22 protein-coding genes, 2 tRNA genes and 1 pseudogene are annotated in these 23,740 nt (G+C 18.7%); 8 read left to right on the forward strand and 17 right to left on the reverse strand.

Translation table 11 applies throughout. From position 1 onward, the window contains the following. Positions 1-2 precede the first annotated feature (2 nt). Positions 3-977, forward strand: a pseudogene (locus tag GJT80_RS00815) (extracellular solute-binding protein); the annotation flags it as partial. 25 nt (positions 978-1,002) lie between these two features. Here GJT80_RS00815 and trhO read toward each other — a convergent pair. Both trhO and GJT80_RS00825 read right to left on the reverse strand, forming a co-directional pair. Continuing rightward, positions 1,003-1,947, reverse strand: a complete 945-nt coding sequence (gene trhO, locus GJT80_RS00820; RefSeq protein WP_246208519.1) for an oxygen-dependent tRNA uridine(34) hydroxylase TrhO — start codon at positions 1,945-1,947, stop codon at positions 1,003-1,005. Positions 1,948-1,963: 16 nt separating this feature from the next. Continuing rightward, positions 1,964-2,048 (reverse strand) — tRNA-Leu (locus tag GJT80_RS00825). Between the two features lie 136 nt (positions 2,049-2,184). Between GJT80_RS00825 and GJT80_RS00830 the strand changes: the two genes are divergently transcribed. The 3 genes from GJT80_RS00830 to aroC all read left to right on the forward strand — a co-directional run bounded on the left by GJT80_RS00830 (position 2,185) and on the right by aroC (position 4,397). Continuing rightward, positions 2,185-2,257: transfer RNA gene (locus GJT80_RS00830), tRNA-Asn, on the forward strand. Positions 2,258-2,374: 117 nt separating this feature from the next. Continuing rightward, the gene (gene prmB, locus GJT80_RS00835) at positions 2,375-3,319 is read left to right on the forward strand and encodes a 50S ribosomal protein L3 N(5)-glutamine methyltransferase (protein ID WP_168867508.1); all 945 of its coding nucleotides are present in this window, start codon (positions 2,375-2,377) and stop codon (positions 3,317-3,319) included. A 4-nt stretch (positions 3,320-3,323) separates the two neighbouring features. Then, positions 3,324-4,397 carry a chorismate synthase gene (gene aroC / locus GJT80_RS00840; protein ID WP_168867509.1) on the forward strand — a complete coding sequence of 358 codons (1,074 nt, stop codon included), beginning with the start codon at positions 3,324-3,326 and terminating at the stop codon, positions 4,395-4,397. Here aroC and GJT80_RS00845 read toward each other — a convergent pair whose 3' ends face one another. Next, entirely contained in the window at positions 4,398-5,003 is a 606-nt protein-coding gene (locus tag GJT80_RS00845) for a redoxin domain-containing protein (protein ID WP_168867510.1), read from the reverse strand. A 129-nt stretch (positions 5,004-5,132) separates the two neighbouring features. On the opposite strand from GJT80_RS00845, the gene yajC reads away from it, so the two are divergent. Genes yajC through secF form a run of 3 tightly spaced genes read left to right on the forward strand, consistent with a single transcriptional unit; the run spans position 5,133 to position 8,326 of the window. Next, positions 5,133-5,486, forward strand: coding sequence for a preprotein translocase subunit YajC (gene yajC, locus GJT80_RS00850; RefSeq protein ID WP_168867511.1), 354 nt, complete (start codon positions 5,133-5,135; stop codon positions 5,484-5,486). A gap of 27 nt (positions 5,487-5,513) precedes the next feature. Further along, a complete protein-coding gene (gene secD / locus GJT80_RS00855) occupies positions 5,514-7,340 on the forward strand; it encodes a protein translocase subunit SecD (RefSeq protein WP_168867512.1) in 1,827 nt (608 codons plus the stop codon). 41 nt (positions 7,341-7,381) lie between these two features. Then, positions 7,382-8,326: a protein translocase subunit SecF gene (gene secF, locus GJT80_RS00860; RefSeq protein WP_168867513.1), complete on the forward strand. Its 945-nt coding sequence runs from the start codon at positions 7,382-7,384 to the stop codon at positions 8,324-8,326. 126 nt (positions 8,327-8,452) lie between these two features. Here secF and rsmC read toward each other — a convergent pair whose 3' ends face one another. From rsmC to GJT80_RS00885, 5 genes are read right to left on the reverse strand one after another with little or no spacing between them, the layout of a single operon-like run. Further along, positions 8,453-9,478, reverse strand: a complete 1,026-nt coding sequence (gene rsmC, locus GJT80_RS00865; RefSeq protein WP_168867514.1) for a 16S rRNA (guanine(1207)-N(2))-methyltransferase RsmC — start codon at positions 9,476-9,478, stop codon at positions 8,453-8,455. Positions 9,479-9,483: 5 nt separating this feature from the next. Then, positions 9,484-10,317 (reverse strand): symmetrical bis(5'-nucleosyl)-tetraphosphatase, encoded by an 834-nt coding sequence (locus GJT80_RS00870; protein WP_168867515.1) that lies wholly within the window; start codon positions 10,315-10,317, stop codon positions 9,484-9,486. 23 nt (positions 10,318-10,340) lie between these two features. Further along, positions 10,341-10,718, reverse strand: coding sequence for a Co2+/Mg2+ efflux protein ApaG (gene apaG / locus GJT80_RS00875; RefSeq protein WP_168867807.1), 378 nt, complete (start codon positions 10,716-10,718; stop codon positions 10,341-10,343). Between the two features lie 13 nt (positions 10,719-10,731). Beyond that, on the reverse strand, positions 10,732-11,535 hold the full coding sequence (gene rsmA, locus GJT80_RS00880; protein WP_168867516.1) for a 16S rRNA (adenine(1518)-N(6)/adenine(1519)-N(6))-dimethyltransferase RsmA: 804 nt from the start codon (positions 11,533-11,535) through the stop codon (positions 10,732-10,734). A gap of 52 nt (positions 11,536-11,587) precedes the next feature. Further along, a complete protein-coding gene (locus GJT80_RS00885) occupies positions 11,588-12,916 on the reverse strand; it encodes a peptidylprolyl isomerase (RefSeq protein WP_168867517.1) in 1,329 nt (442 codons plus the stop codon). Positions 12,917-13,100: 184 nt separating this feature from the next. Between GJT80_RS00885 and djlA the strand changes: the two genes are divergently transcribed. Continuing rightward, complete coding sequence (gene djlA / locus GJT80_RS00890) at positions 13,101-14,057, forward strand: co-chaperone DjlA (protein WP_168867518.1); 957 nt, start codon at positions 13,101-13,103, stop codon at positions 14,055-14,057. A gap of 25 nt (positions 14,058-14,082) precedes the next feature. Here the strand turns inward: djlA and acpS are convergent, their stop codons facing one another. From acpS to GJT80_RS00935, 9 genes are all read right to left on the reverse strand, one after another. Then, the gene (gene acpS, locus GJT80_RS00895) at positions 14,083-14,466 is read right to left on the reverse strand and encodes a holo-ACP synthase (RefSeq protein WP_168867519.1); all 384 of its coding nucleotides are present in this window, start codon (positions 14,464-14,466) and stop codon (positions 14,083-14,085) included. Positions 14,467-14,504: 38 nt separating this feature from the next. Then, on the reverse strand, positions 14,505-15,347 hold the full coding sequence (era, locus tag GJT80_RS00900) for a GTPase Era (RefSeq protein ID WP_168867520.1): 843 nt from the start codon (positions 15,345-15,347) through the stop codon (positions 14,505-14,507). Between the two features lie 21 nt (positions 15,348-15,368). Further along, positions 15,369-16,046, reverse strand: a complete 678-nt coding sequence (gene rnc / locus GJT80_RS00905) for a ribonuclease III (protein WP_168867521.1) — start codon at positions 16,044-16,046, stop codon at positions 15,369-15,371. A gap of 37 nt (positions 16,047-16,083) precedes the next feature. Continuing rightward, a complete protein-coding gene (gene lepB, locus GJT80_RS00910) occupies positions 16,084-17,022 on the reverse strand; it encodes a signal peptidase I (protein WP_168867522.1) in 939 nt (312 codons plus the stop codon). 28 nt (positions 17,023-17,050) lie between these two features. Further along, on the reverse strand, positions 17,051-18,841 hold the full coding sequence (gene lepA, locus GJT80_RS00915) for a translation elongation factor 4 (protein WP_168867523.1): 1,791 nt from the start codon (positions 18,839-18,841) through the stop codon (positions 17,051-17,053). A 29-nt stretch (positions 18,842-18,870) separates the two neighbouring features. Next, complete coding sequence (locus GJT80_RS00920; RefSeq protein WP_168867524.1) at positions 18,871-20,919, reverse strand: M3 family metallopeptidase; 2,049 nt, start codon at positions 20,917-20,919, stop codon at positions 18,871-18,873. A 65-nt stretch (positions 20,920-20,984) separates the two neighbouring features. Next, positions 20,985-21,731, reverse strand: coding sequence for a 23S rRNA (guanosine(2251)-2'-O)-methyltransferase RlmB (gene rlmB, locus GJT80_RS00925; protein ID WP_168867525.1), 747 nt, complete (start codon positions 21,729-21,731; stop codon positions 20,985-20,987). Positions 21,732-22,440: 709 nt separating this feature from the next. Next, positions 22,441-22,665: a hypothetical protein gene (locus GJT80_RS00930; protein WP_168867526.1), complete on the reverse strand. Its 225-nt coding sequence runs from the start codon at positions 22,663-22,665 to the stop codon at positions 22,441-22,443. A 315-nt stretch (positions 22,666-22,980) separates the two neighbouring features. Further along, positions 22,981-23,724 carry an SPFH domain-containing protein gene (locus GJT80_RS00935; protein ID WP_168867527.1) on the reverse strand — a complete coding sequence of 248 codons (744 nt, stop codon included), beginning with the start codon at positions 23,722-23,724 and terminating at the stop codon, positions 22,981-22,983. Positions 23,725-23,740 lie beyond the last annotated feature (16 nt).

A 23,740-nucleotide genomic window follows, 5' to 3' on the forward strand; every position in this document is an offset into this window, starting at 1 on the left:
CTAATAATAATACAGTTGTTTTTTATAATTGGACAGAATATGTTCCCGCAGGTTTATTAGAAGAATTTACTAAAGAAACTGGAATCAAAGTTATTTATTCAACATATGAATCTAATGAAAATATGTATGCAAAGTTAAAAACTTATAAAAAAGAATCTTATGACCTTATTGTACCTTCTACATATTTTATTGCTAAAATGAGAAATGAAGGAATGTTACAAAAAATTAATAAAAAAAGATTAACAAATTTTGTTAATTTAGATTCTAAATTTTTGAATAAATCTTTTGACCCTAATAATGATTATTCAATTCCATATATATGGGGTGTTACAACTATTGCCATAAATAGTAATGAAATAAATTTAAATAATATAAATAGTTGGTCTGATTTATGGAATCCTAAATATAAAAATTCCGTTTCATTAGTTAATGATGCTAGAGAAGTTTTTCAAATGGCATTAATGAAATTAGGTTATCCAGGGAATGATACCAATTTAAATCATATTAAAACTGCATTTGAAGAATTAAAAAAATTAATGCCTAATATTATTACATTTAATTCAGATAATCCTGGTATTCCTTTTATAGAAGGAGAAGCTACATTAGGAATGATATGGAATGGGTCTGCATATGCAGTTAAAAAATTAGGTATTCCTTTAAAAATTATTTGGCCTAAAGAAGGTGGAATTTTTTGGATGGATAGTTTTGCTATTCCTTCTAATGCAAAAAATGTAGAAGGTGCTTTAAAATTAATTAATTTTTTATTAAGAGCTAAAATAGCAGCACAAGTAGCACAAATAACAGGATATTCTACACCAAATTTAGAAGCAAAAAAATTATTACCTAAAAATATGATTAATGATAATACATTATATCCAAATGATAAAATAATTAAAAAGGGTGAATGGCAAAATTTTATAGGAGATAATATTAATAAAGAATATGAAATTTATTTTCAAAAATTAAAAAACTTATAAAAAATATTTTAATGAAATTTCTTCATTATTTAGAAATAATATTTTTACAATTTTTACTACAACAATTATGATATTTTTCTTTACATGAAGGACATTGAATAAATAATAAATGACAATAATTATTTTTACAATTAGTGTGAATATCATAATAATTATTACATTGATAACAATGTGAGATAATATCCTTAGTTACTAATTCTGACATTCTATTATCAAAAACAAAGTTTTTGCCTTTAAATTTAATAGGTAAATTATTTTTTTTGGCATTATTAATATAACTAATAATCCCACCTTTAATATGAAAAATATTTTTAAATTTATTAAATATTAACCAAGAAGTAGCTTTTTCACAACGAATACCACCAGTACAATATAAAATAATGTTTTTATTTTTATATTTTTTTAAATTATATAATAACATTGACATTTGTTCTCTAAAACTATTTGATGATTTGAATATAATAGCATTATTAAAATGCCCTATTTCATATTCATAATAATTTCTTATATCAACAATAATAGTATTGACATTATCTATCATTTTGTTTACCTGAAAAGCATTTAAATATTTTCCAACAGTATTAAATTTTAAAAAATTAAAATTTTTTATATTATCATTTAAAATATTTTTTTTATGTATGACCCTTAAAACCCAAAATGCATTTTTTTTATGTTCTATTGCTAAATTTATATATAAATTTTTTAATTTAGGATGTAATTTATATAAAAAATTTTTTATTATTTCATAAAAATAACAAGGAATACTAATTTGTGCATTTATTCCTTCATGAGAAATATATATTCTACCTAAAATATCTAAAGCATTGAACAAAATATAAATATCATTACATAATGATAATGGATTTTTTATAAAAAAATATTTATAAAAAGATAATATTTTTCTTTCTTCATTTTTTTTAAACATGATTTTTTTTAATTTAATATTAGATGTTTTATTATAAAATAACATAATAATCCTTATAAATTACCGAAGATCGGATTTGAACCGATATATCATAAAATGATGGTTGATTTTGAATCAACTGCGTCTACCTATTTCGCCACTTCGGTATAATATTTTGAAAAATTTATTTTGATTGTAACATAATAATTATATATAAACTTTATTTAATTATATATTATTAATATAATTTAAAATAATTTTCTTGACAGTACTATATTATTAATAATATTATATATTTAATAATCCTCTGTAGTTCAGTTGGTAGAACGGCGGACTGTTAATCCGTATGTCACTGGTTCGAATCCAGTCAGGGGAGCAAATTAAATAATAAATTTTATTTATCAATTTATGGTTATATCATTTTTAAATATTTTATATTATATTTATCAAATTATGAATTGTTAATTATTTTATTTATTAATTTACTATTTTTATGAATATAAATTTAAAAGATCTTCTTCAAGAAAAGATTTTAAATGAATTTTTATCTATTAAAGATATGGTTCGTTGGTCAGCTAGTTGTTTTAGTATATCTAATATATGGTATGGTCATGGAACTAATAATCCTTTAGATGAATCTATTCAATTAATATTTTCTATATTAGGATTACCACCACACATATGGAATAATATATGTGATGCAAAATTAACTTTACAGGAACGACAATTAATATTTCAATTAGTATCTAAAAGAATAAATGATAGGATTCCTGTAGTATATTTAACAAATAAAACTTGGTTTTGTGGACATGAATTGTATATTGATCAAAGAGTATTAATTCCTAGATCACCAATATCAGAATTAATTAATAATAAATTTCAATTTAATGGATTAAAATTAACATTTACTCCTAAAAATATATTAGATTTGTGTACTGGAAGTGGATGTATTGCTATTGCATGTGCATATTTATTTCCTAATGCTCATATAGATGCTATTGATATTTCTTTAGATGCTATTCATGTTGCTGAATATAATATTGAATTACACGGTTTAGAAAATCGTATTACTCCAATTCATAGTAATTTATTTGAAAAATTATATACCTTTCCTACTTATGATTTAATAATAGCTAATCCACCTTATATTGATAAAAAAGAATTAAAATATTTACCTAAAGAATATTCATATGAACCACAAATAGGATTAATATCCAAAGATAATGGATTAGATCTTATTAATAAAATTATACTAAATTCTTTTTTTTTTCTTAAAAAAAAGGGTTTTTTAATTTGTGAAGTAGGTAATCAAATAAAATATATAAAAAAAAAATATCATTTTGTAAAATTTAAATGGTTAAAAATAAAAAATGGAGGTATAGGTATATTTAAAATAAGTCGAAATACAATAAAAAAAATAAGAATAATGAAGAGGTAATAATATGTCAGGTAATAGTATAGGAAAAATATTTCGTGTAACTACCTATGGAGAATCTCATGGTATTGCTTTAGGATGTATTGTAGATGGTGTTCCACCTGGTATTCCTTTAGAAGAAAATGATTTACAAAAAGATTTAAACAAAAGAAGACCTGGATACTCGAAATATACCTCTCAAAGAAAAGAACTAGATATAGTTAAAATTATGTCTGGAACATTTAATGGTTTAACTACTGGAACTAGCATTGGTCTTATGATTAAAAATATAGATCAAAGATCACAAGATTATAATAATATTAAAAATATATTTCGTCCTGGACATGCTGATTATACATATCAAAAAAAATATGGCATAAGAGATTATAGAGGTGGAGGACGTTCTTCTGCAAGAGAAACAGCTATGCGTGTTGCTGCAGGTGCTATTGCAAAAAAATATTTATTCACAAAATACAATACCAAAATAAGAGGTTATTTATCACAAATGGGTAATATTATTTGTGATTTTCAAAGTTGGTCAGAAGTAAATAAAAATCCTTTTTTTTGTCCTAATATACATCAAGTACAAGATTTAAAAAATATGATAAATAATTTAAAAAAGATAGGTAATTCTATAGGAGCTAAAATTACTATTATTATAGAAAATATTCCAGTAGGGTTAGGTGAACCGGTTTTTGATAAATTAGATGCAGATTTAGCTCATTCTTTGATGAGTATAAATGCTGTTAAAGGAATAGAGATAGGTGATGGATTTAAATCTGTTAATACACTAGGAAGTGATTATCGTGATGAAATTAGATCCAATGGATTTCAAAGTAATCATTCTGGAGGTATTTTAGGAGGAATTAGTACAGGACAAAATATTATTATTAATTTTGCTATAAAACCTACTTCTAGTATTTCTATGATAAGTAGAACAATAGATTTAGATAATAATGAGGTTCAATGTACAACACAAGGAAGACATGATCCTTGTGTTGGAATAAGAGCTGTACCTATAGGAGAAGCAATGGTAGCAATAACAATATTAGATCATTTACTACGTTATCGTGCACAATGTGCAGATATTTTATTTAAATAATTAATTTAGTTCATTTATATTATTAGTTAAATAATCAGCTATTCCGATAGATGTAGGTATTATACTTTTTTTACCTTTTTCCCATTGGGCAGGACACACTTCACCATATTTTTCATAATGATTTAAAGCATCAATCATTCTTATCATTTCATTAACATTTCTACCAAAGGGTAGATCATTTACCAATTGATGTCTTATAATACCTTTTTTATCTATTAAAAAAGAAGCTCTTAATGCGATTCCTAATTCAGAATATTCAATACCATATTTTTTTTGAATTTCTTTTTTTAAGTCAGATATCATTATAAATTTTATTTTTCCAATACCCCCATTTTTAACAGAAGTATTACGCCATGCATTATGAGTAAATTGTGAATCACATGAAATACCTAAAATTTTTACATTTCTTCTACTAAAATCATTATAATGATTATTAATCGATATTATTTCCGAAGGACAGACAAATGTAAAATCTAAAGGCCAAAAAAATATAACAGTAATATTATTTTTAGAATATTCTGTAAAATTAAAATTATTAATAATTGAACCATCATTTAAAACTGCTGCAGCATCAAAATCAGGAGCTTTTTTTGTTACTAAAACCATAATAAATTCCTAAAATTTTATTTGATAAAATGTAATTTTTTATGTTATTTTATATAATAATTGTTTATCATTCAATTAATTATTTTAAAATATAAAATAATTATTTTTAATTATTAAGGAATAAACTAGATGAATTTTTTTATTTCTAATATAGAAGCAGCTACAACAGCTGTAAATAATGGAATACATTCTAAAGATAATATTATTTCTTTACTAGTTATGATTTTAATTTTTGGTATAATATGCTATTTTATGATAATTAAACCACAAAATCAAAAAAATAAAGAAAAAAAAGAATTAATAAATTCACTTTCTAATGGAGATGAAATATTAACAACTGGTGGAATTATTGGAAAAATCGTAAAAACATCAGATTGTGGATATATTACTATTTTAGTAAATAAGAACAATCAAATTGTTATTAAAAAAGATTTTGTTATTGCAATTGTACCTAAAGGTACTATTAAAAAATTTTTTTCATAATTTACTATTACCAATAGGAATTTTATCGTGTTAAATAAATATTATTGGTGGCAATATACTCTAATAGTTTTATTTATAATAATTGGTGTTATATATTCATTACCAAATATATATAGAGATATTCCTATTGTTAAAATTAATATTTTAAATAAAAATTTTTCGCAAAAAAAAATAATAATAAATATTAAAAAAAAATTAAGCTCTAATAAAATTCATTATAAAAAAATTTTTTTTAAAAATAATAATATTAGTATTATTTTTAATAATATAGAAAATCAATTACGAGCATACGAAATTCTTAAAAAAGATTCATCTAAAAAATATATTGTAATAGTGAAATTAATTTCATCTATTCCAAGATGGTTATCTTTTTTAAGAGCAAAACCAATAAGGTTAGGATTAGATTTACGAGGTGGTATATATTTTTTATTAAGAGTTAATGATAATTATATTTTTCAAAAATTACGAGAACAAAATATTGAAGATTTAAAATTAATATTAAAGAATAAAAATATTTCGTTTAAATTAAAAAGATCTAATAATTTTAATTACAAAATTTTTTTTAAAAATAATAATATAAGAGATAAAACAAAAAAATATTTAAATAATCAAAATAATAATTTTATTAATTATAATATTATTAAAAATGGTTTATTAGTTTCTATGAAAAAACAATGGTTTTTAGATTTAAAAAAATCTATTATAGAAAATAATATAAATGTATTACGTAAAAGAGTTAACCAAATAGGTATTTCTGATTCTATAGTACAAAAAAAAGGTACAAATAATATTGTAATAGAATTACCAGGGATACAAAATATTTTAGAAGCAAAAGAAATATTAGGTAGTACAGCAACATTAGAATTTCATTTAGTTGATAACAATATGAATAATCTTCAAAATAAAAATTTTTCTTATTATTTATGGAATAATAACGTTCCTATTTTTTTAGATAAAAAAATAATAATAGATGGATCAAATATTATTCATTCAAATATTAGCAGAAATGAATATAATCAACCACAAGTAAATATTTTTTTAGATAAAAAAGGTGGAGATATTTTATCAAAATTTTCTGAAAAACATATTGGAGATAATATTGCAACAGTACTTGTAAATTATATAAATAGTAATAAAAAAGATATAAAAGGACATTTTATACAATATAAAAAAGAAGAAATAATAAATATAGCAACTATACAGTCAAAATTAAATGATAGTTTTAAGATAACTGGTTTAAAAAATATAAAAGAAGCAAATAAATTATCAATTTTACTAAGATCTGGTTCGCTAAGTGCACCTATACAAATAATAGAAGAACAAAATATTGGTCCTTCAGTTGGAAAAGAAAATATTAGACAAGGGATAAAAGCTTGTATTATAGGTATTTCAATATGTATCATATTTATGATATTTTATTATCATGTATTTGGTATAATTGCAATTATTGCTTTATTTATTAATCTAATTTTTACCATTAGTTTTCTTTCTCTTTTACCTGGAGCAACACTAACAATGTCAGGTATTGCAGGAATAGTTTTAGCTTTAGCTATTGCTATAGATGCAAATGTTTTAATTAATGAAAGAATTAAAGAAGAATTAAATAATAAAATATCTATTCAAAAAGCTATAGATTATGGTTATAAAGGAGCTTTTTCTAGTATTTGTGACGCAAATATAACTACACTAATTACTTCTTGTGTTTTATATAGCTTAGGTTCTAGAGAAATACAAGGTTTTGCTATTACTACTTTTATTGGTATTTTAACATCTATGTTTACTTCTGTAATTATTACCAGAGCAATAGTAAATATTATTTATGGTGGTAAAAAAATAAAAAAATTACCTATTTAATAAATTATTAATTTTATTATATATGGAGAATATTAAAAAATATGTATTTTTTTTTTAACAAAATTAAAACAATTAAACAAAATAAGTTAAAATATTATGATTTTATGAAATGGAATAATTATGCTTTATTTATTTCAGTAATTTTAATTACATTATCTATAATAGTTTTATTATATAAAGGTTTAAATTGGGGAGTAGATTTTACAGGTGGTACAATAATAGAATTACATTTTAAAAATCCAATTAATAAAATTAATAATACTAGATTATTAATACAAAAATTATATTCTTCAAAAATTGAAATTAATTTAGTAAATAATAATCATAATTTAACTCTTAAATTATCAAAAAATAAATCTATATTAAAAGATAAACAAATAATTGATCCAAAATTAGTAAATTTAATTAAAAAATTATATAAACAAAAATTTATAATTAAAAATATAGAATATATAGGACCAAATATAGGTAAAAATTTAATTTTTTCTGGTATTGCTACTATAATGGTTACTTTAATAGGTATTTGGATCTATGTAGGTTTTCGTTTTGAATGGCATTTAGCATATAGTATAATCATATCTTTATTACATGATTTAATCATTACTTTAGGTATAATATCAATATTTTATATTGAAGTAGATCTTTCTATAATTTCTTCTCTTATGTCTATAATTTGTTATTCTCTTAATGATAGTATTGTTATTTCAGATAGAATACGTGAAAATTGTTATAAATTAAATAATTATAATATTTATAAAATTATTAATTTATCAATTAATCAAACTTTTAAAAGAAGTATTATTACTTCATTAACAGTTTTAACTATGATATTTGTTTTATATATTTTTGGAGGTATTATATTAAAGAACTTTTCTTTAATTATGTTTATTGGTGTAATTTTCGGAACTATATCTTCTATATATATAGTATCATCTATAGCACTTAAAATGGGTATGAATATTAATAATATGATTAGTTATAAATAATAATAATTGACATTATATTTTTTATAAAAATATATTAAAATTATATAATATGTATATATATTACTAGATTTAATTATTTTTATGATTTTATAATTTATTTTCTATTAATATTAGATTAATTAAATACTAAATATTTTTAATACTATATACTGTAAAATTTTTATTTTTACGTAATATATTTATATTAAATTTTTTTTTAAATAATTTAAAACATGGTAAAAAATTATTCGTAACAAAACGAAGTTCTCCACCATAATTTAAATAATTTTTTACATTATAAATTATTTTATATAATATATTTAAGGAATAATTTAATCCTATATGAAAAGGTGGGTTTGATATAATTAAGTCAAATTTTTCATGAATATTAGAATATATATCACTTGGAAATATATATGTATTTTTAATTTTATTTATAAAAATTGTTTTTTTACTTGAAGTAATAGCGTTAGAATTTGTATCAATTAAAAATAATAAATAATTTTTATTAGTACTACCACCAATGATTGTAGAAAGAATACCAGATCCACAACCAATATCTAATATTTTACCTTTTATATTATTAATTGTAATGGTAGAAATTAATAATTTACTACCATAATCTAATTTATTAGAACTAAATACACCAGGTAAACTATTAATACTATAATTTTTATAAAAATAATTAATCCAATAAATATCTTTATTAAAAATAATTTTTTTACGTAAAAATCCATAATAAATACTACATTTTCTTGCACTAATAATTTTATTAAAATTTATATGAGTAGAAAAATTTTCTATATTTTTTATTTGATTTATTCCACTATTATTTTCTCCTATTATATAAATATCACTATTTATACTTAAAATAGATAATATATTTTCTAATAAAAAAATTGATTCACTTTTATTTTTTGACCAAAAAAATAAAAGTGTATCAAAATTATTTATTGATATATTTTTTACTAAATCATAATGTACTTTATTATTTAAAAATTTTTTTAACCATATATAATAATCATATTGATGAGTATTAATAATACTAGTTAAAGTATCTAAATAAATTGGTATAGAATCTCTAATATTTCCAGAAAAAATTACATTACGATTTATAAATTTATTTTTAAATTTATATAAAATATATTTACTTATAGGTAATAATTTAAACATAAATTTTAAATTTTACAATTTTCTGTGTAAAATTTTTTATTTTCCCAAGAAAGCATTGTCAATTTATTTCCCCAACAACAACCAGTATCTAATCCCATTATATGTGAAGGAGTATATCTTCCATTTAAAGATGACCAATGTCCAAATAGTATTGTATATTTTTTATATATATCATTAGGTATTAAAAACCATGGTTTTAATAATTTAGATACATTTTTAGGTTCTCCTTTAGTTGTCATTTCTAATGTTCCGTCTGGATAACAATATCTCATTTTTGTTAATGAATTTAAAATAAAGTTAAAACGTTTAAATCCTGTAAGTTTGTTATTATTCCAGTTATTTATTTGATATCTTTTATTACACATAGAAGCAAAAAAAATTTTATTATTTTTACTTACTAAAATATCTTTTACTTCACGTGAAACAGAATTTAATATATCAATATTATTCCATTGTGGAGTAATACCTGCATGTGTCATTATAATTTTTTTTTCTTTATTTATTTGAATTAAAGGTTGATATTTTAACCAATTATCAATAATAAAAGAAATTTTTTTATTTGCTAATAATTCTAATATTTTTTGATCATATATAGTGCCAGTATTAGGTATTCCAGAATGTAAAGCTAATAAATATAAATCATGATTACCTAAAACTAATTTTACAGATTTTTGAATATTATATAAATAAAATAATATTTTATCTGAATCAGGACCACGAGCAATAATATCTCCAGTTATCCATAAATGATCTTTTTTATAATTAAAATTAACTTTTTTTAACAAAGACAAAAATTCATTATAATAACCATGAATATCTCCAATAATATAAGTTGTCATATAATTTTACATATTAATTTAAATTAATGAATATAAGTTTTAATTGCTAAACGAAAAACAGGAATATCTACATGGAAAATATTTCCATTTTCATCTATCATGATATAATGACCTTGCATAGTACCAATTGGAGTTTCTAAAATAGCTCCACTAGTGTATTTAAAATCACTTCCTGGTTTTATATAGGGTTTTTTACCTATCACTCCTTCACCATGTATTTGAGTTTTTTTACCATTTCCATTTGTTATTATCCAATAACGACTTATTAGTTGTAATAATTTTTTACCTAAGTTATTAATAGTTACAGTATATGCAAAAACATAACGATTAGATTTAGGAATAGATTGTGATTCTATATAAATACTGTCTACTTTTATATAAACTTGAGATAATGATTTCATTAGTTTATATCCTTTATAAAGAATAACCATGTAATTCTAAATATTGAGCTAATTGACAATATTCTGATATTGAAACATTTTCAGCACGAATTTTATAATCTATACCAAAATAGTTTAGATCATCTATTGAAAATAAATCTTTTAAACTATTACGTAATATTTTTCTTCTCATACTAAAAGCTTTTTGTACTATCATTTTTAATAAATTAATATTATTTAATTTATAAGGATTATTTTTATAAGGTTTTATATATACCATATTAGATAATACTTTAGGAATAGGATAAAAAGAAATTGGTTTTATCTCTATTAAAGATTTTATCTTACAATAAAATTGTGACATAATACTTAAACATCCATAATTTTTTTCACCAGTATTTGCAATTAAAGAGTTTACTACTTCTTTTTGCATTATAAAATTCATATCTTTTATACTATTTATATAATTATTAAATAAATAAAAAATTAATGTTGTAGCAATATTATAAGGTAAACTACCAAAAATACGTATTTTTTTATTGTATTTTTCAAATAAAATATTAAAATTAAATTTTAAAGCATTAGCTAGGAAAATTAAAACTTTAGCTTCTACAATTTTTTTATTATATTTTAAATAATTTACAAAATTTTGATCTATTTCAATAACTGATATAAAATTATTATATTTTATCATAGGAATAGTTAATGCACCTAATCCTGGACCTATTTCTACCATAATATTAGAAGATTTAGGATTAATCATCGAAATTATTTTATTAATAACCAATTTGTCTTTTAATATATGTTGTCCATATTTTTTTTTGAAAAATAATTTCATTTTAATTTCTTATAAACATTTATATATAATTTAATTATTAATAATTAAATTATTATGAATCTATATTATTATAATTTAATTGGTAATTATTATTTAATAGATTATTTATATATACTCCACTTAAATATGTAAAAAACCAATGATTTAACTCTTGAAAAAATTTTTGACTAAAAATAATATCTTTAGCTTTTTTTTCAAAAAAAGAATCTTTTTTTGAGAGATTTTTAACATTTATTAATTTTAATAAAAAATACCCATTATCATTTTTAATGATAGAACTAATTTCATTTATTTTTAATTTATTAATAACTTTTTTTATATCTGAAGAAAAATTTTCTAAAGGAATCCATTTGTTATTTACTTTATTTTGAGATTGAATTAATTTACTTTCATCAGAAAATAAATTAATTGCTTGTTCAAAACTTATTTCATTATCTATAATAATATTACGGATGTTATTTATTTTATTAATTAATAATTTTTTATTTAAATTATTTTTTTTAAAAAAAATATATTTTATTAAAACTTTTTTATTTACATAATTATAAATTTTTAAATTATTGATCCTTAATAAATAAAATCCTGAATCTAAATATATAGGTCCTATTATATCTTTTACATGTACTGAATAATCTAAATATTTAATAAATTTTTCTGGACAAGTATCTTGTGTTATCCAACCTAAATCTTTTACTTGAATATCTTTTTTTTTATAAAAATTTATATTAACTTTACTAGATAAAATAAAATTATGATTTTTAAATTTATTTATTAATATTTTAGTTAAATATAATTTTTTGTTAAAATTACTTTTTAATGTATTTTTCTTAATTGGGATATAAAATATAGTAATATTATATTGTATTTTTTTTCTATCTTTCATATATAAAAATTTTTTTAAAGAATCTACTTCTTCATCAAAAATAACAATATTATTTTTTACTATTTCAAGTTTTATTAAATTAATAATTAATTCTTTTTTTATAAAATTATGATATTCATCATAATTTGTTTTATTATTTATAAGTTCTTTATTAAATATATCAATATTTATATTAAAATTTATTAATATATTATTAATAATATTATTAATATTTTTATCTGGTATATAAATATTATAATTTTTACTTATTTGTAAAGATATATTATTCATAAATAAATTTTTAATAATTATTTTATTTAAAAAATTTGAATCAATACATGAATATTGTTTTTTTTGAGTATCAAATACATTTATTAAATTACAAATATCTTTTTTTGTAATCATATCATTATTAATAATAATTCCTACTTGATCAATCATTTGAAATGATGCATATAAATTATTATAATATGTTAAAAAACATAAAGTAATAATAAAAATTATTTGTTTAATTTTCATTTTTTTCCTATTTTTAATAAAATTTTTAATCATAAAAATTTAATTTATATTATAATTAAATAAATATTAAAAATAATATTAATTATATAATATAATATAAAATCGATTGTAAATAGTATAGTAATATTTATATAAATATATATTATATAAAACTATAATTTTTCATATATTTATTGAGGAATATATGTTGTATTGGGGTAGATTAATTGGTTTTTTAATTAGTGTAATGTTTGGAAATAATTTTTCTAGTATAATATTTGGTATTTTAATTGGTTCGATAGTAGATAAAATAAATGAAATGTATTATGAAAATCAATATTTTGAAAATCAAGAATTAATAAAAAAATTATACTTAAAAACTATTTTTGAAGTTATGGGATATATCAGTAAGTCTAAAGGTTTTATTAGTAATAAAGATATTAAAATGACTACAGACTTAATGAAAGATATGAATCTTAATAAAAGAGATATTTTATATGCACAAAATTCATTTAAAAATGGTAAAAAAGATGATTATCCTTTAACTCATAAATTGAATAATTTATACAATATATTCATTACTAGGAGTGACTTAATAGAAAATTTTTTAAAAATTCAAATAAAAATAGCATTTATAAATGATTATTTAGATAAAAAAACAAAAAAAGTATTATTTATAATATTTAATGAATTAAATATATCTGAAATTCAAATAAGACATTTTATAAATAATTTAATTCTAAATGAATCTGCAAAAAAATTTTTTTTTAAAGACTTTTTTAAATATTATAATAATAATAATAATAATTATTATAATAATAATTATTATGATAATCAATCCAATTATTATGATAATCAATCCAATTATTATGATAATCAATCCAATTATTATGATAATTATCAAGATAATAATTATTATCATAATCATCAAGATGATTTCAATCAATTAAATATAGAAAAAGCTTATACAATATTAGGAGTAAAGAAAAGTGATAGTTTATTAAAAATTAAAAGAGCTTATCGAAAATTAATGAGTAAATATCATCCTGATAAATTAGTTTCAAAAGGATATTCCGCGGAAACATTAGAAAAAGCTAAAGTAAAAACACAAAATATACAAGCTGCATATAATTTAATAAAAAAACAAAAATCTTTTCATTAAATAAAAAATATTTAATTAAATAAACTTAACCTTCAATTATAACAATTGCACAAACATATTTTTTTTCATCAGATAATGATACATGAATTTTTTTATATTTCATTTTATTTGCAACTTTTAATGCTTGATGAAAAATTTTTAATTTTGGTTTACCATATTTATTAGAGTATAATTCAAATTGATTAAAAAATATTCCATTGGTAAAACCAGTATTTAAAGCTTTTACGGCTGATTCTTTAATAGCAAAATGTTTAGCTAAAAAATATATATTATTTTTATAATTGTTATTATAATCATTTCTTTCATTTATAGTAAGAATTTTATGTATAAAACGATTTTTAAATTTATAAAAAATTTTTTGAATTCTACTAATTTCTACGATATCAATACCTATTCCAATAATTTTCATATTAAATCTTAATTTAAAATTAAAATAAATCAAAATATTTATTTTAATTTAATCCATATATTTAATGTAATTTTTTTTTTAAAAAATTTTTCTATACTATTTTGAGATCTATTGACAATAAATTTTATTATATTAGCATTTTTACCTATTAATATTTTTTTTTGACTTATTTTTTTAACATAAATTAGTACATTAATATTTTTTAAGAGAATTTTAGAATTTCTAATAAATGGTTCTATTTTGATTTTTATCATATATGGTAATTCATTATGAATATATCTTATAATATATTCTCGTATTATTTCAGAAATAATTAATTCTTTCGATTGATTTGTAATGTAATTTTTTGGAAATAAATGTTTTTTTTTAGGTAAAATTTTAAATATAGCATGATTAATATCATTAACATATAATTTTTTTTTTGCCGAAACCATAATTAAATCAGTAAACAATATTTTTTTTTTAATAAAATTAATATATGTTAATAATATTGTTTTATTATAAATTTTATCTATTTTATTAATTACAATAATAATTGGAATAAAAATAGTAATTTTATTGATTATTTTAATAATATTTTCTTCTATATTGTTCCATTTATTTTGATCTAAGACTAATAAAATTACATCAATATTATTTTTATTAAATAAATTATTATAAATAACATTATTATTCTCTATAAAACCAGGAGTATCAATGTATTCAATTTGATAATTATTATAATTGTATATTCCAGAAATATTAAAACAAGTAGTATTTATTTTATGAGATGTAATAGAAATTTTTTTTCCTATTAGAGAATTCAATAATGTAGATTTTCCTACATTAGTTCTACCTAATATTAAAACTCTACCAAAATAAAATGATATTATTCTATTCACTTTTTTAATATACCTATCTTTTTAAATTCCTAATTTAATTAATGCATGTTTTGCTGCTGATTGTTCTGCTTTACGGCGACTAGAACCTATTCCTGTTATTATTTCTGATATACCGTTAATTTTACATTGAATAATAAATTTCTGATTATGTACCTCACCATTTATTTGTAATATAAAATAATATGGTAATGGTAAATGAGATCTTTGTAAATATTCTTGTAATTTTGTTTTAGGATCTTTTTGATTATTGCCAGGTATAATTTCTTTTAATCTAAATTTATACCATTTTAATATAATTTTTTCTACAATTTTAATATTAGAATCTATACAAATACTACCAATTAAAGCTTCCATAGTATCTGCTAAAATAGATTCTCTATTATATCCTCCATTTTTTAATTCTCCTGGACCTAATAATAAATATTCTCCTAATTTAAATTCTCTAGCAATATTAGCTAATGTATTACCCCTCACTAAAGTAGCTCTCATACGACTCATATTACCTTCATTTACGTTAGGAAATTTATTATATAATTCTTTAGCAATAATATAACTAAGTATAGAATCTCCTAAAAATTCTAATCTTTCATTATGTTTACAGCTTGCACTTCGATGAGTTAAAGCTTGATATAATAAATTTTGACGGTTAAAAGTATAACCTAACTTTTGTTGTAATTGGTTTATCATAATAAAATTCACATAATTATATTCTAATATTTTTATATAATAATTAGTGTTATTTAATTTCCTTTATTCTATAAAAACGTATTTTAGACGGCCATATATTTTTTTGTTTTTCTAAACTCATCCAAATATAAGTAGCTTTTCCTAATAAATATTTTTTATTTACAAAACCCCAATAACGACTATCATAACTATCATCACGATTATCTCCCATTACAAAATAACTATCATAAGGTACTATCCATGTATAATCAGGTTGATTATCTTGATGATATATTTCTAATGTTTGAAATATTTCAGGAGAAAATAGAATTTTATGAGAAAAATCATGTATTTTTTCTGTATATTCAAATAATTTTAAACCCCCAAAAATATTTTTATTATGAATATTATAAAGAATAATATTTTTATCTAAATTTTTATTAAAACTTTTAAACATTTGAACATAATTACTTATTTTAAATTTTTTATATTGAATAATTTTATTGTTTTTATTAAAAGAATACAAAAAGACTTGCTTATTTTTTATATTGTATACAATTTTATCTCCTGGTAAACCTATTATTCTTTTGATATAAACTACTTTAGGATTTTTAGGAAATTGAAAAACAACAATATCTCCTCTTTTAGGATTTTTATTATTTATAAAATAATGATTATTTAATGGATTTTTTATACCATAAATAAATTTATTTACTAAAACAAAATCTCCTATAAGTAAAGTTGGCATCATTGATTCTGATGGAATATAAAATGGTTCGTATAAAAAAAAACGAATTAAAAATACTGCTAATATAATAGGAAACAAAGATCCAATTTCTCTTTGCCAAGATTCTCTATACTTACTAACATTATAATAATATATATTTTGATTATGTCTTTTTTTATAAAAAATATATAATATTATGATTTTATAATAAAACCATATACACCCTGTTATTAATAAACTAAACATTAGTACTAATTGAAATATATTATTATTAATATTCATATTTTCCATACTTAAAGTAATAAATTATTTATTTTGTTATTTTTAATATAGCTAAAAAAACAGAAGTAGGTAATAAAACGTTACCAATAACTTTCATTTTTTTTTTTCCTTCTTTTTGTTTTTGAATTAATTTTTTTTTGCGGCTTATATCTCCTCCATAACATTTTGCTATAACATTTTTTCTAAGTTGTTTAATAATCGAACTAGCAATAATATTTTTTCCTATAGCAGCTTGTATTTTAATATCAAATTGTTGTCTTGGAATTAATTTTTTTATTTTTTCGACTAATAAATTACAATAATAATAAATTTTACTTTTATAAGTAATAGTAGTTAATGCATCAACACGTTTTTGATTAATTAATATACTAACACATACTAAATCAGATTTTTTAAATTTAATAAAATGGTAATTAAGTGATGCATAACCACTAGATATTGATTTTAAATTATCAAAAAAATTAATGATAACTTCTAACATAGGTATTTCATATATTAATAATACTTGATTAGTATGATAAATCATATTAATATGTACTCCATTTTTTTCTGCACATAATTTCATTATATTACCAATATATTGTATAGGAGATAAAATATTACATTTAGCTATTGGTTCTCTTAATTCTTTAATTTTATTAATTTCTGGAAATTTAGATGGACTATCTGCATAAATAATTTTTTTATCTATTGTTTCTATTTGATATTTTACTGTAGGTATAGTAGTAATAATATTAATATTATATTCACGTTCTAATCTTTGTTGTATAATTTCCATATGTAGTAAACCTAAAAAACCACATCTATATCCATAACCTAATATATTAGAATTTTCTGGTTCAAAAAATAATGATGCATCATTTAAACTTAACTTTCTTAATGCATTATTAAATATATTATAATCACTAGAAGAAATTGGAAATAAACCTGCATATACTTGCGGTTTTATTTTTTTAAATCCAGATAATATTGTATGAGATGGATTAGCATATGATGTTATAGTACTTCCTATAGGGAGTTCACTTATATTTTTTACACCAAAAATTATCCAACCAACTTCTCCACAATATAATTTTTTTAATTCTATTCGTTTAGGAGTAAAAATACCTAATTTTTCTACAAAATATTTTTTTTGTGTATTCATAATTATTATTTTATCTCCTTTACTAATACTACCATTTTTAATTCTAATTAATGATACTACTCCTAAATAGTTATTAAACCAGGAATCTATAATTAATGCTTGTAAAGGAAAAGAAGATTTGCCTGATGGAGATGGAATTTGATTTACTAATTCTTCTATTATTTCTAAAACACCAAAACCTGTTTTTGCAGAACATTGTAAATTAAATTTTGATTTAATTCCTATAATTTCTTCTATTTCTTTTTGAACTTTATTAACATTAGCATTAAATAAATCAATTTTATTAATAACAGGTAAAACTTTTAATCCCATTTTTATGGCAATATTACAATTAGACAATGTTTGTGCTTCAATACCCTGTACAGCATCTATTAATAATAGAGCACCTTCACATGCAGATAAAGATCTAGATACTTCATAAGAAAAATCAACATGCCCTGGAGTATCAATAAAATTTAATTTATATATCTTTTGATTTTTTGACTGATAATTTAAAGTTACACTTTGTGCTTTTATTGTAATTCCTCTTTCTTTTTCTAATTCCATAGTATCTAATACTTGAGATTTCATTTCTCTATTAGATAAACCACCACACAATTCTATTAGACGATCTGCAAATGTAGATTTTCCATGATCAATATGAGCGATAATGGAAAAATTTCTTATATTTTTCATAAAATATTTTATATGTATATTATTAATAATTATTTTTTTAAAATTTTAATTCCTTTATGTATAAGTAAAATATTACTGTCTAATTTTCTATTTCTAAATTTTTCAAATAAAATAAAAGGATCTTCAATATTAATTTGAGATAAAAAATTATCTAAAAAATTTTTTCCTATTTTTTTATTAAATAAATTATTTTCTTTAAAATATAAAAAAGAATCTGCAGCAAATTGTTCTGACCATAAATAACTATAATAACCAGCTGCATATTCTCCCGCAAATATATGATTAAAAATATTTATATATTTATTCCAAGATGGAGTTTGTACAATAGAAATTAAATTAGATCTAATTTCATTCATTAATTCTAATATTTGATTATTGTCTTTTACTGGATTAAATTCATTATGAATTCTTATATCAAATAAGCTTAATTCAATTTGACGCATCATAGATAATGCAGAATTATATTTTTTAGATTTTACTAAATTATTCACAATATTTGGTGGCATAATTTCATTATTTTGGTAATGATTAGAAATTAAAGTAATAACTTTTGGTTCCCAACATAAAGACTCTATAAATTGGCTAGGAAATTCTACTATATCAAAATAAATTCCATTAATTCCCGAAATATTCGGTATATTTATTTTTGTTATTATATGATGCAGTGCATGACCAAATTCGTGAAACAATGTTATAACGTCATTATGTGTTAATAAAGAAATATTATTAATAGGAGCAGAAAAATTACAATTGATATAAGCCACTGGATATTGTAATCTATTATTAGATTTCATTAGTCTGGATTGACAAATATCCATCCAAGCTCCATTTCTTTTATTTTTACGAATATATAAATCAAAATATATACTTCCATATAACTCATGATTTTCATTAAAAACATCGAAAAATAATATATTTTTATTCCAAACATTTACTTTTCTTTTTTCAAAGATTAAACCAAATATTTTATTTATAACTTTAAACATTCCGTATATAACATAAGATAATGGAAAATAAGAACGTATAATATTGTCATTTATACCATATAAATGGTATTTATATTTTTCTACATAAAATAAAGTATCCCATGGTTTAATTTTAATTAAATTGTATTTTTTTTTAATAAAATTTTTTAAATCAGATACTTCTTTTTGAGCTTGATTATAAGAATTTTTGACTAAATTATTAAGAAAAAATATAATTTCATTAAAATTTTTAACTGATTTATCCATAAGAGATTTTTCTGTATAAGAATTATATTTTAATAAATTTGCTAATCTATAACGTAGTTTTAATTCTTTAATTATAATAGGAAAATTATCCCAACAATTTTTTTTATCTTTATTTGAAGCTCTAGTATTATAGGCATAATATAATGTTTTACGAAGTATTTTATTTTTACAAAATTGCATTATGCCTAAATAAATTGGAATATCTAGAGATATTAAGTATCCTTTTTTGTTCTTTTTTTTAGCATTATCTTTGATAAGATTAAGAATATTATTAGGTATATCTTTTAATTCTATTTTATTAAAAATATTTAATTCCCAAGATGTTATACTGTCAAACATATTATTATTAAAAATAATACTTAAATAGGATAAATTTTTTATAATTTTTACGTATTTTTTTTTATCTTTTTCATTTAGTAAAATACCTGATGATTCATAATAATGAATTATATTATTAATAGATTTTTTTTTCATATAATTATATAAATAAAATTTATTATTTTTTATAAAGATATAAGCATCATATAATTTTTTATTTTGTTTAATCCATAAATTATATTCATTAATTATGTTAATAAAAATATTATATATTTTACGTAATTCATCAGTATGTTCTACATAATTTAAATGATTTATTATAGAACAAATACGATTAAGATTTTCATCTAATTCTAAAATTGGTTGACAAAAATTTTCCCAATTATAAATATTTTCATATTTGTTTAATAATTTATTTATTAATAATTTATTATTATTAATAATTATTTGAATAGCAGGTATTATAAATTTATATTTGATTTTATCAAATGGAGGTAAAATAAAATTTTTAAGAAGAGGATTATTCATAATAAGATCTCAATTCTATATTAAATAGTAAACTATTTTTTAAATAATACAGCATATCATTTATACTATTTTAAAAATAAATGTTGTCTTATTATTTCAAATAGAAAAATACCAGTAGATACAGAAACATTTAAAGAATTAATATTATTAAATAATGGTATACTTAATAACATATCACAATTATTTTTTATAATAGGACGTATTCCTTTATTTTCTGATCCCATAATTATACATACTGGTAGATATATTTTTTTATCAAAAATAATATTTTTACTTTTAATATCAGTACCTATGATAGTTATATTATGATTTTTTAATAAATTAATTGTGTGAATTAAACTATTTACAAATATAATTGGTAACATTTCTGATGTTCCACAAGATACCTTTTTAACTGTTGAATTTAATTTTGGTGAATAATGTTTAGATAATATAATAATATTTATGTTAGCTGCTACAGCAGTTCTTATACATGCTCCAAAATTATGAGGATCTGTAATCTTATCTAACATTAAAATAAATGGTTTTTCAAATTTATTAATAATTTTTATTATATCATTTTGATTATACTTAATTTTTTTACAATATATTATACCTAATATTCCTTGATGAACATGATTATTAGTTTTTTGATCTAACCATTGTTTTTTTACTTCATAATATGGAATATTATATTTTTTTATATTAATAAATATTTCTTTAATTTTATTTGTAATTTTTTTGTTATTTAAAATGTAAATTTTTTTAAATAGTTTTGGATTGTTTTTTAAAAGATTTATTACAGGATAAATTCCAAAAATAATATCTTCCATATAATATAATTTATTTTAATATTAAAAATTTATTATATCATTTAAAAAATTTTAAAAAAAGAATTTTAATATATTTAAATAAAAATTTAATTTTTATATAGATAAATATAATTATAAAAAGTTATCTATAATAATTCTTATTATATTCTATAAAAATTATACTAACTCTTCTATTTTTCTTAATATAGATTAAAATCTACTTAAAATGATTTTAATCTATTTATAATACCGTTTATATCTTTTCTATTTAGAATAAATTTCATATATTGATTTATAAAATTTCAATCTTCTTTTTTTAGATAAATTAAAAATTTTTTATTAAACATTGTTACATAAGCAAAAAATAATTTAATAAAATTTAAACTATTTAAAATATTTAATTTAGTTGAAAAAAATTACTTAAAAAATTAATTATTATAGCTTTTTTAAAAAAATTAATATTTAATAAATACAAAATATTTTTACAGTTGTTAAACTAAATCATTTTTCTTTATTTACTAATATGTACATAATATTTATTAAAAAATTATTTAAAAAAAATTTTTAAACTTGTTCTAGTAGTATAAATTTTAATTGTTCGTAAACACAATTTATATATAGAAATTATTTAAGTTTTATTATCTATACTATCTAACTATAGAATTGAAAAAATATATTATATGATACATATTTAAAATATGTATTTTGTATATATTTAAAATAATGTTTTTTATTTTTTTTCTGTTTTATATAAATATTTATTTACATCTATAAATATTTTAGTAAAATTTTTTGATATGTCTAATATTTCTTCTAATATTTCTTTATAATTTACAGAATTACTTTTATAAAAATAAATTGGTTTAAAATTATAGTAATCAATAACTTTTAAAAATTTTTTAATAAAAAGATTTTTATTAAATAAATCATCTATAAGTAATAAATATTTAGACATTTTATCTGTATATGTTAATATTATATTTTTTTATAATATCTATTAATTTTTTAAAAAAATTTTTTGAGCTACATCTACAACAATATAATTTTTTAAAATTAATAAATATATATAGTAAAAAAAGTTTATTTTAATTAAAAAAATTTGAGTTTTTCTAATTTATTTTAAAAAATTTTTAAATGAGATAAATATCTCATTACCTATAATCACTGTAATATTAATATGTATAAATTTTTGAAGATATTAAATTTTATATAATTTTTTATAATTATAATTATATATAATTTAAATATTTTTTATAATTAAAAAAATATACTAAATATTGTTTGAATAAATAATATTTTTATTATAAAATTTACATTTGATTTTTTCTGCAATTTCTTTTGCTCTATTTTCTTCATTATAAATAATATATCTTTTTTCATAATTTATACGATCAAATATACTTTTTAATATTTCTTTAGATAAAGAAATATTTTTTATTCTAACGTCAATAATACTAATTCCTATATCAGCTAAGTTTTTAGTAATAATTTTGCTATTATTTTGAAATATTAATTTAGATATAAAGTTTTTTTTAAAACTATTAATTGTATTATTTTTATAATTTAATAAATTTTTTATTGAAAAATCATTATAATTATTAAAAATATTTTCAACATTTAATTTATCAAACTCTAATTGTAATTTATCACTAAATTTTTTTCTAAGTATAATTTCAGTTTGAATTAAATTACCATTAGTTGCTTTAATATAATTTTTAAAATTAGTAATTTTCCATATTATGTATCCTTTAATTATTAGATTTTTTTTAGAATTTAAAATAAATTTTTCAACTTCAAAATTAGTATTTAATAATCCAGTATGTAAAATTTTAGTTTGATTTAAAAATGGAATTTTAAAATATAATCCTGGTTTATATATAGTAACAATATTTTTTGTTTTATCATTATTATGATTATATATATTAATACCAACGTATCCTTCATTAATAATGAAGGAGGATAAATATAAAAAATTTAACAGAATTACTAATAAATAAATTAAACATTTATACATTTTTTAAATTCTTTTA

It is taken from the genome of Enterobacteriaceae endosymbiont of Plateumaris braccata, assembly GCF_012563325.1.
Taxonomy (GTDB): Bacteria; Pseudomonadota; Gammaproteobacteria; order Enterobacterales; family Enterobacteriaceae.

What these genes read in the sequence shown, in the direction of transcription:
- rsmC (WP_168867514.1), bottom strand. Translation starts at nt 9,478, where the DNA reads ATGTTTAAATTATTACCTATAAGTAAATATATTTTATATAAATTTAAA.
- yajC (WP_168867511.1), top strand. Translation starts at nt 5,133, where the DNA reads ATGAATTTTTTTATTTCTAATATAGAAGCAGCTACAACAGCTGTAAAT.
- prmB (WP_168867508.1), top strand. Translation starts at nt 2,375, where the DNA reads ATGAATATAAATTTAAAAGATCTTCTTCAAGAAAAGATTTTAAATGAA.
- trhO (WP_246208519.1), bottom strand. Translation starts at nt 1,947, where the DNA reads ATGTTATTTTATAATAAAACATCTAATATTAAATTAAAAAAAATCATG.
- secF (WP_168867513.1), top strand. Translation starts at nt 7,382, where the DNA reads ATGTATTTTTTTTTTAACAAAATTAAAACAATTAAACAAAATAAGTTA.
- GJT80_RS00885 (WP_168867517.1), bottom strand. Translation starts at nt 12,916, where the DNA reads ATGAAAATTAAACAAATAATTTTTATTATTACTTTATGTTTTTTAACA.
- rsmA (WP_168867516.1), bottom strand. Translation starts at nt 11,535, where the DNA reads ATGAAATTATTTTTCAAAAAAAAATATGGACAACATATATTAAAAGAC.
- GJT80_RS00935 (WP_168867527.1), bottom strand. Translation starts at nt 23,724, where the DNA reads ATGTATAAATGTTTAATTTATTTATTAGTAATTCTGTTAAATTTTTTA.
- rlmB (WP_168867525.1), bottom strand. Translation starts at nt 21,731, where the DNA reads ATGGAAGATATTATTTTTGGAATTTATCCTGTAATAAATCTTTTAAAA.
- aroC (WP_168867509.1), top strand. Translation starts at nt 3,324, where the DNA reads ATGTCAGGTAATAGTATAGGAAAAATATTTCGTGTAACTACCTATGGA.
- GJT80_RS00845 (WP_168867510.1), bottom strand. Translation starts at nt 5,003, where the DNA reads ATGGTTTTAGTAACAAAAAAAGCTCCTGATTTTGATGCTGCAGCAGTT.
- lepB (WP_168867522.1), bottom strand. Translation starts at nt 17,022, where the DNA reads ATGAATATTAATAATAATATATTTCAATTAGTACTAATGTTTAGTTTA.
- GJT80_RS00930 (WP_168867526.1), bottom strand. Translation starts at nt 22,665, where the DNA reads ATGTCTAAATATTTATTACTTATAGATGATTTATTTAATAAAAATCTT.
- lepA (WP_168867523.1), bottom strand. Translation starts at nt 18,841, where the DNA reads ATGAAAAATATAAGAAATTTTTCCATTATCGCTCATATTGATCATGGA.
- acpS (WP_168867519.1), bottom strand. Translation starts at nt 14,466, where the DNA reads ATGAAAATTATTGGAATAGGTATTGATATCGTAGAAATTAGTAGAATT.
- GJT80_RS00920 (WP_168867524.1), bottom strand. Translation starts at nt 20,919, where the DNA reads ATGAATAATCCTCTTCTTAAAAATTTTATTTTACCTCCATTTGATAAA.
- apaG (WP_168867807.1), bottom strand. Translation starts at nt 10,718, where the DNA reads ATGAAATCATTATCTCAAGTTTATATAAAAGTAGACAGTATTTATATA.
- GJT80_RS00870 (WP_168867515.1), bottom strand. Translation starts at nt 10,317, where the DNA reads ATGACAACTTATATTATTGGAGATATTCATGGTTATTATAATGAATTT.
- djlA (WP_168867518.1), top strand. Translation starts at nt 13,101, where the DNA reads ATGTTGTATTGGGGTAGATTAATTGGTTTTTTAATTAGTGTAATGTTT.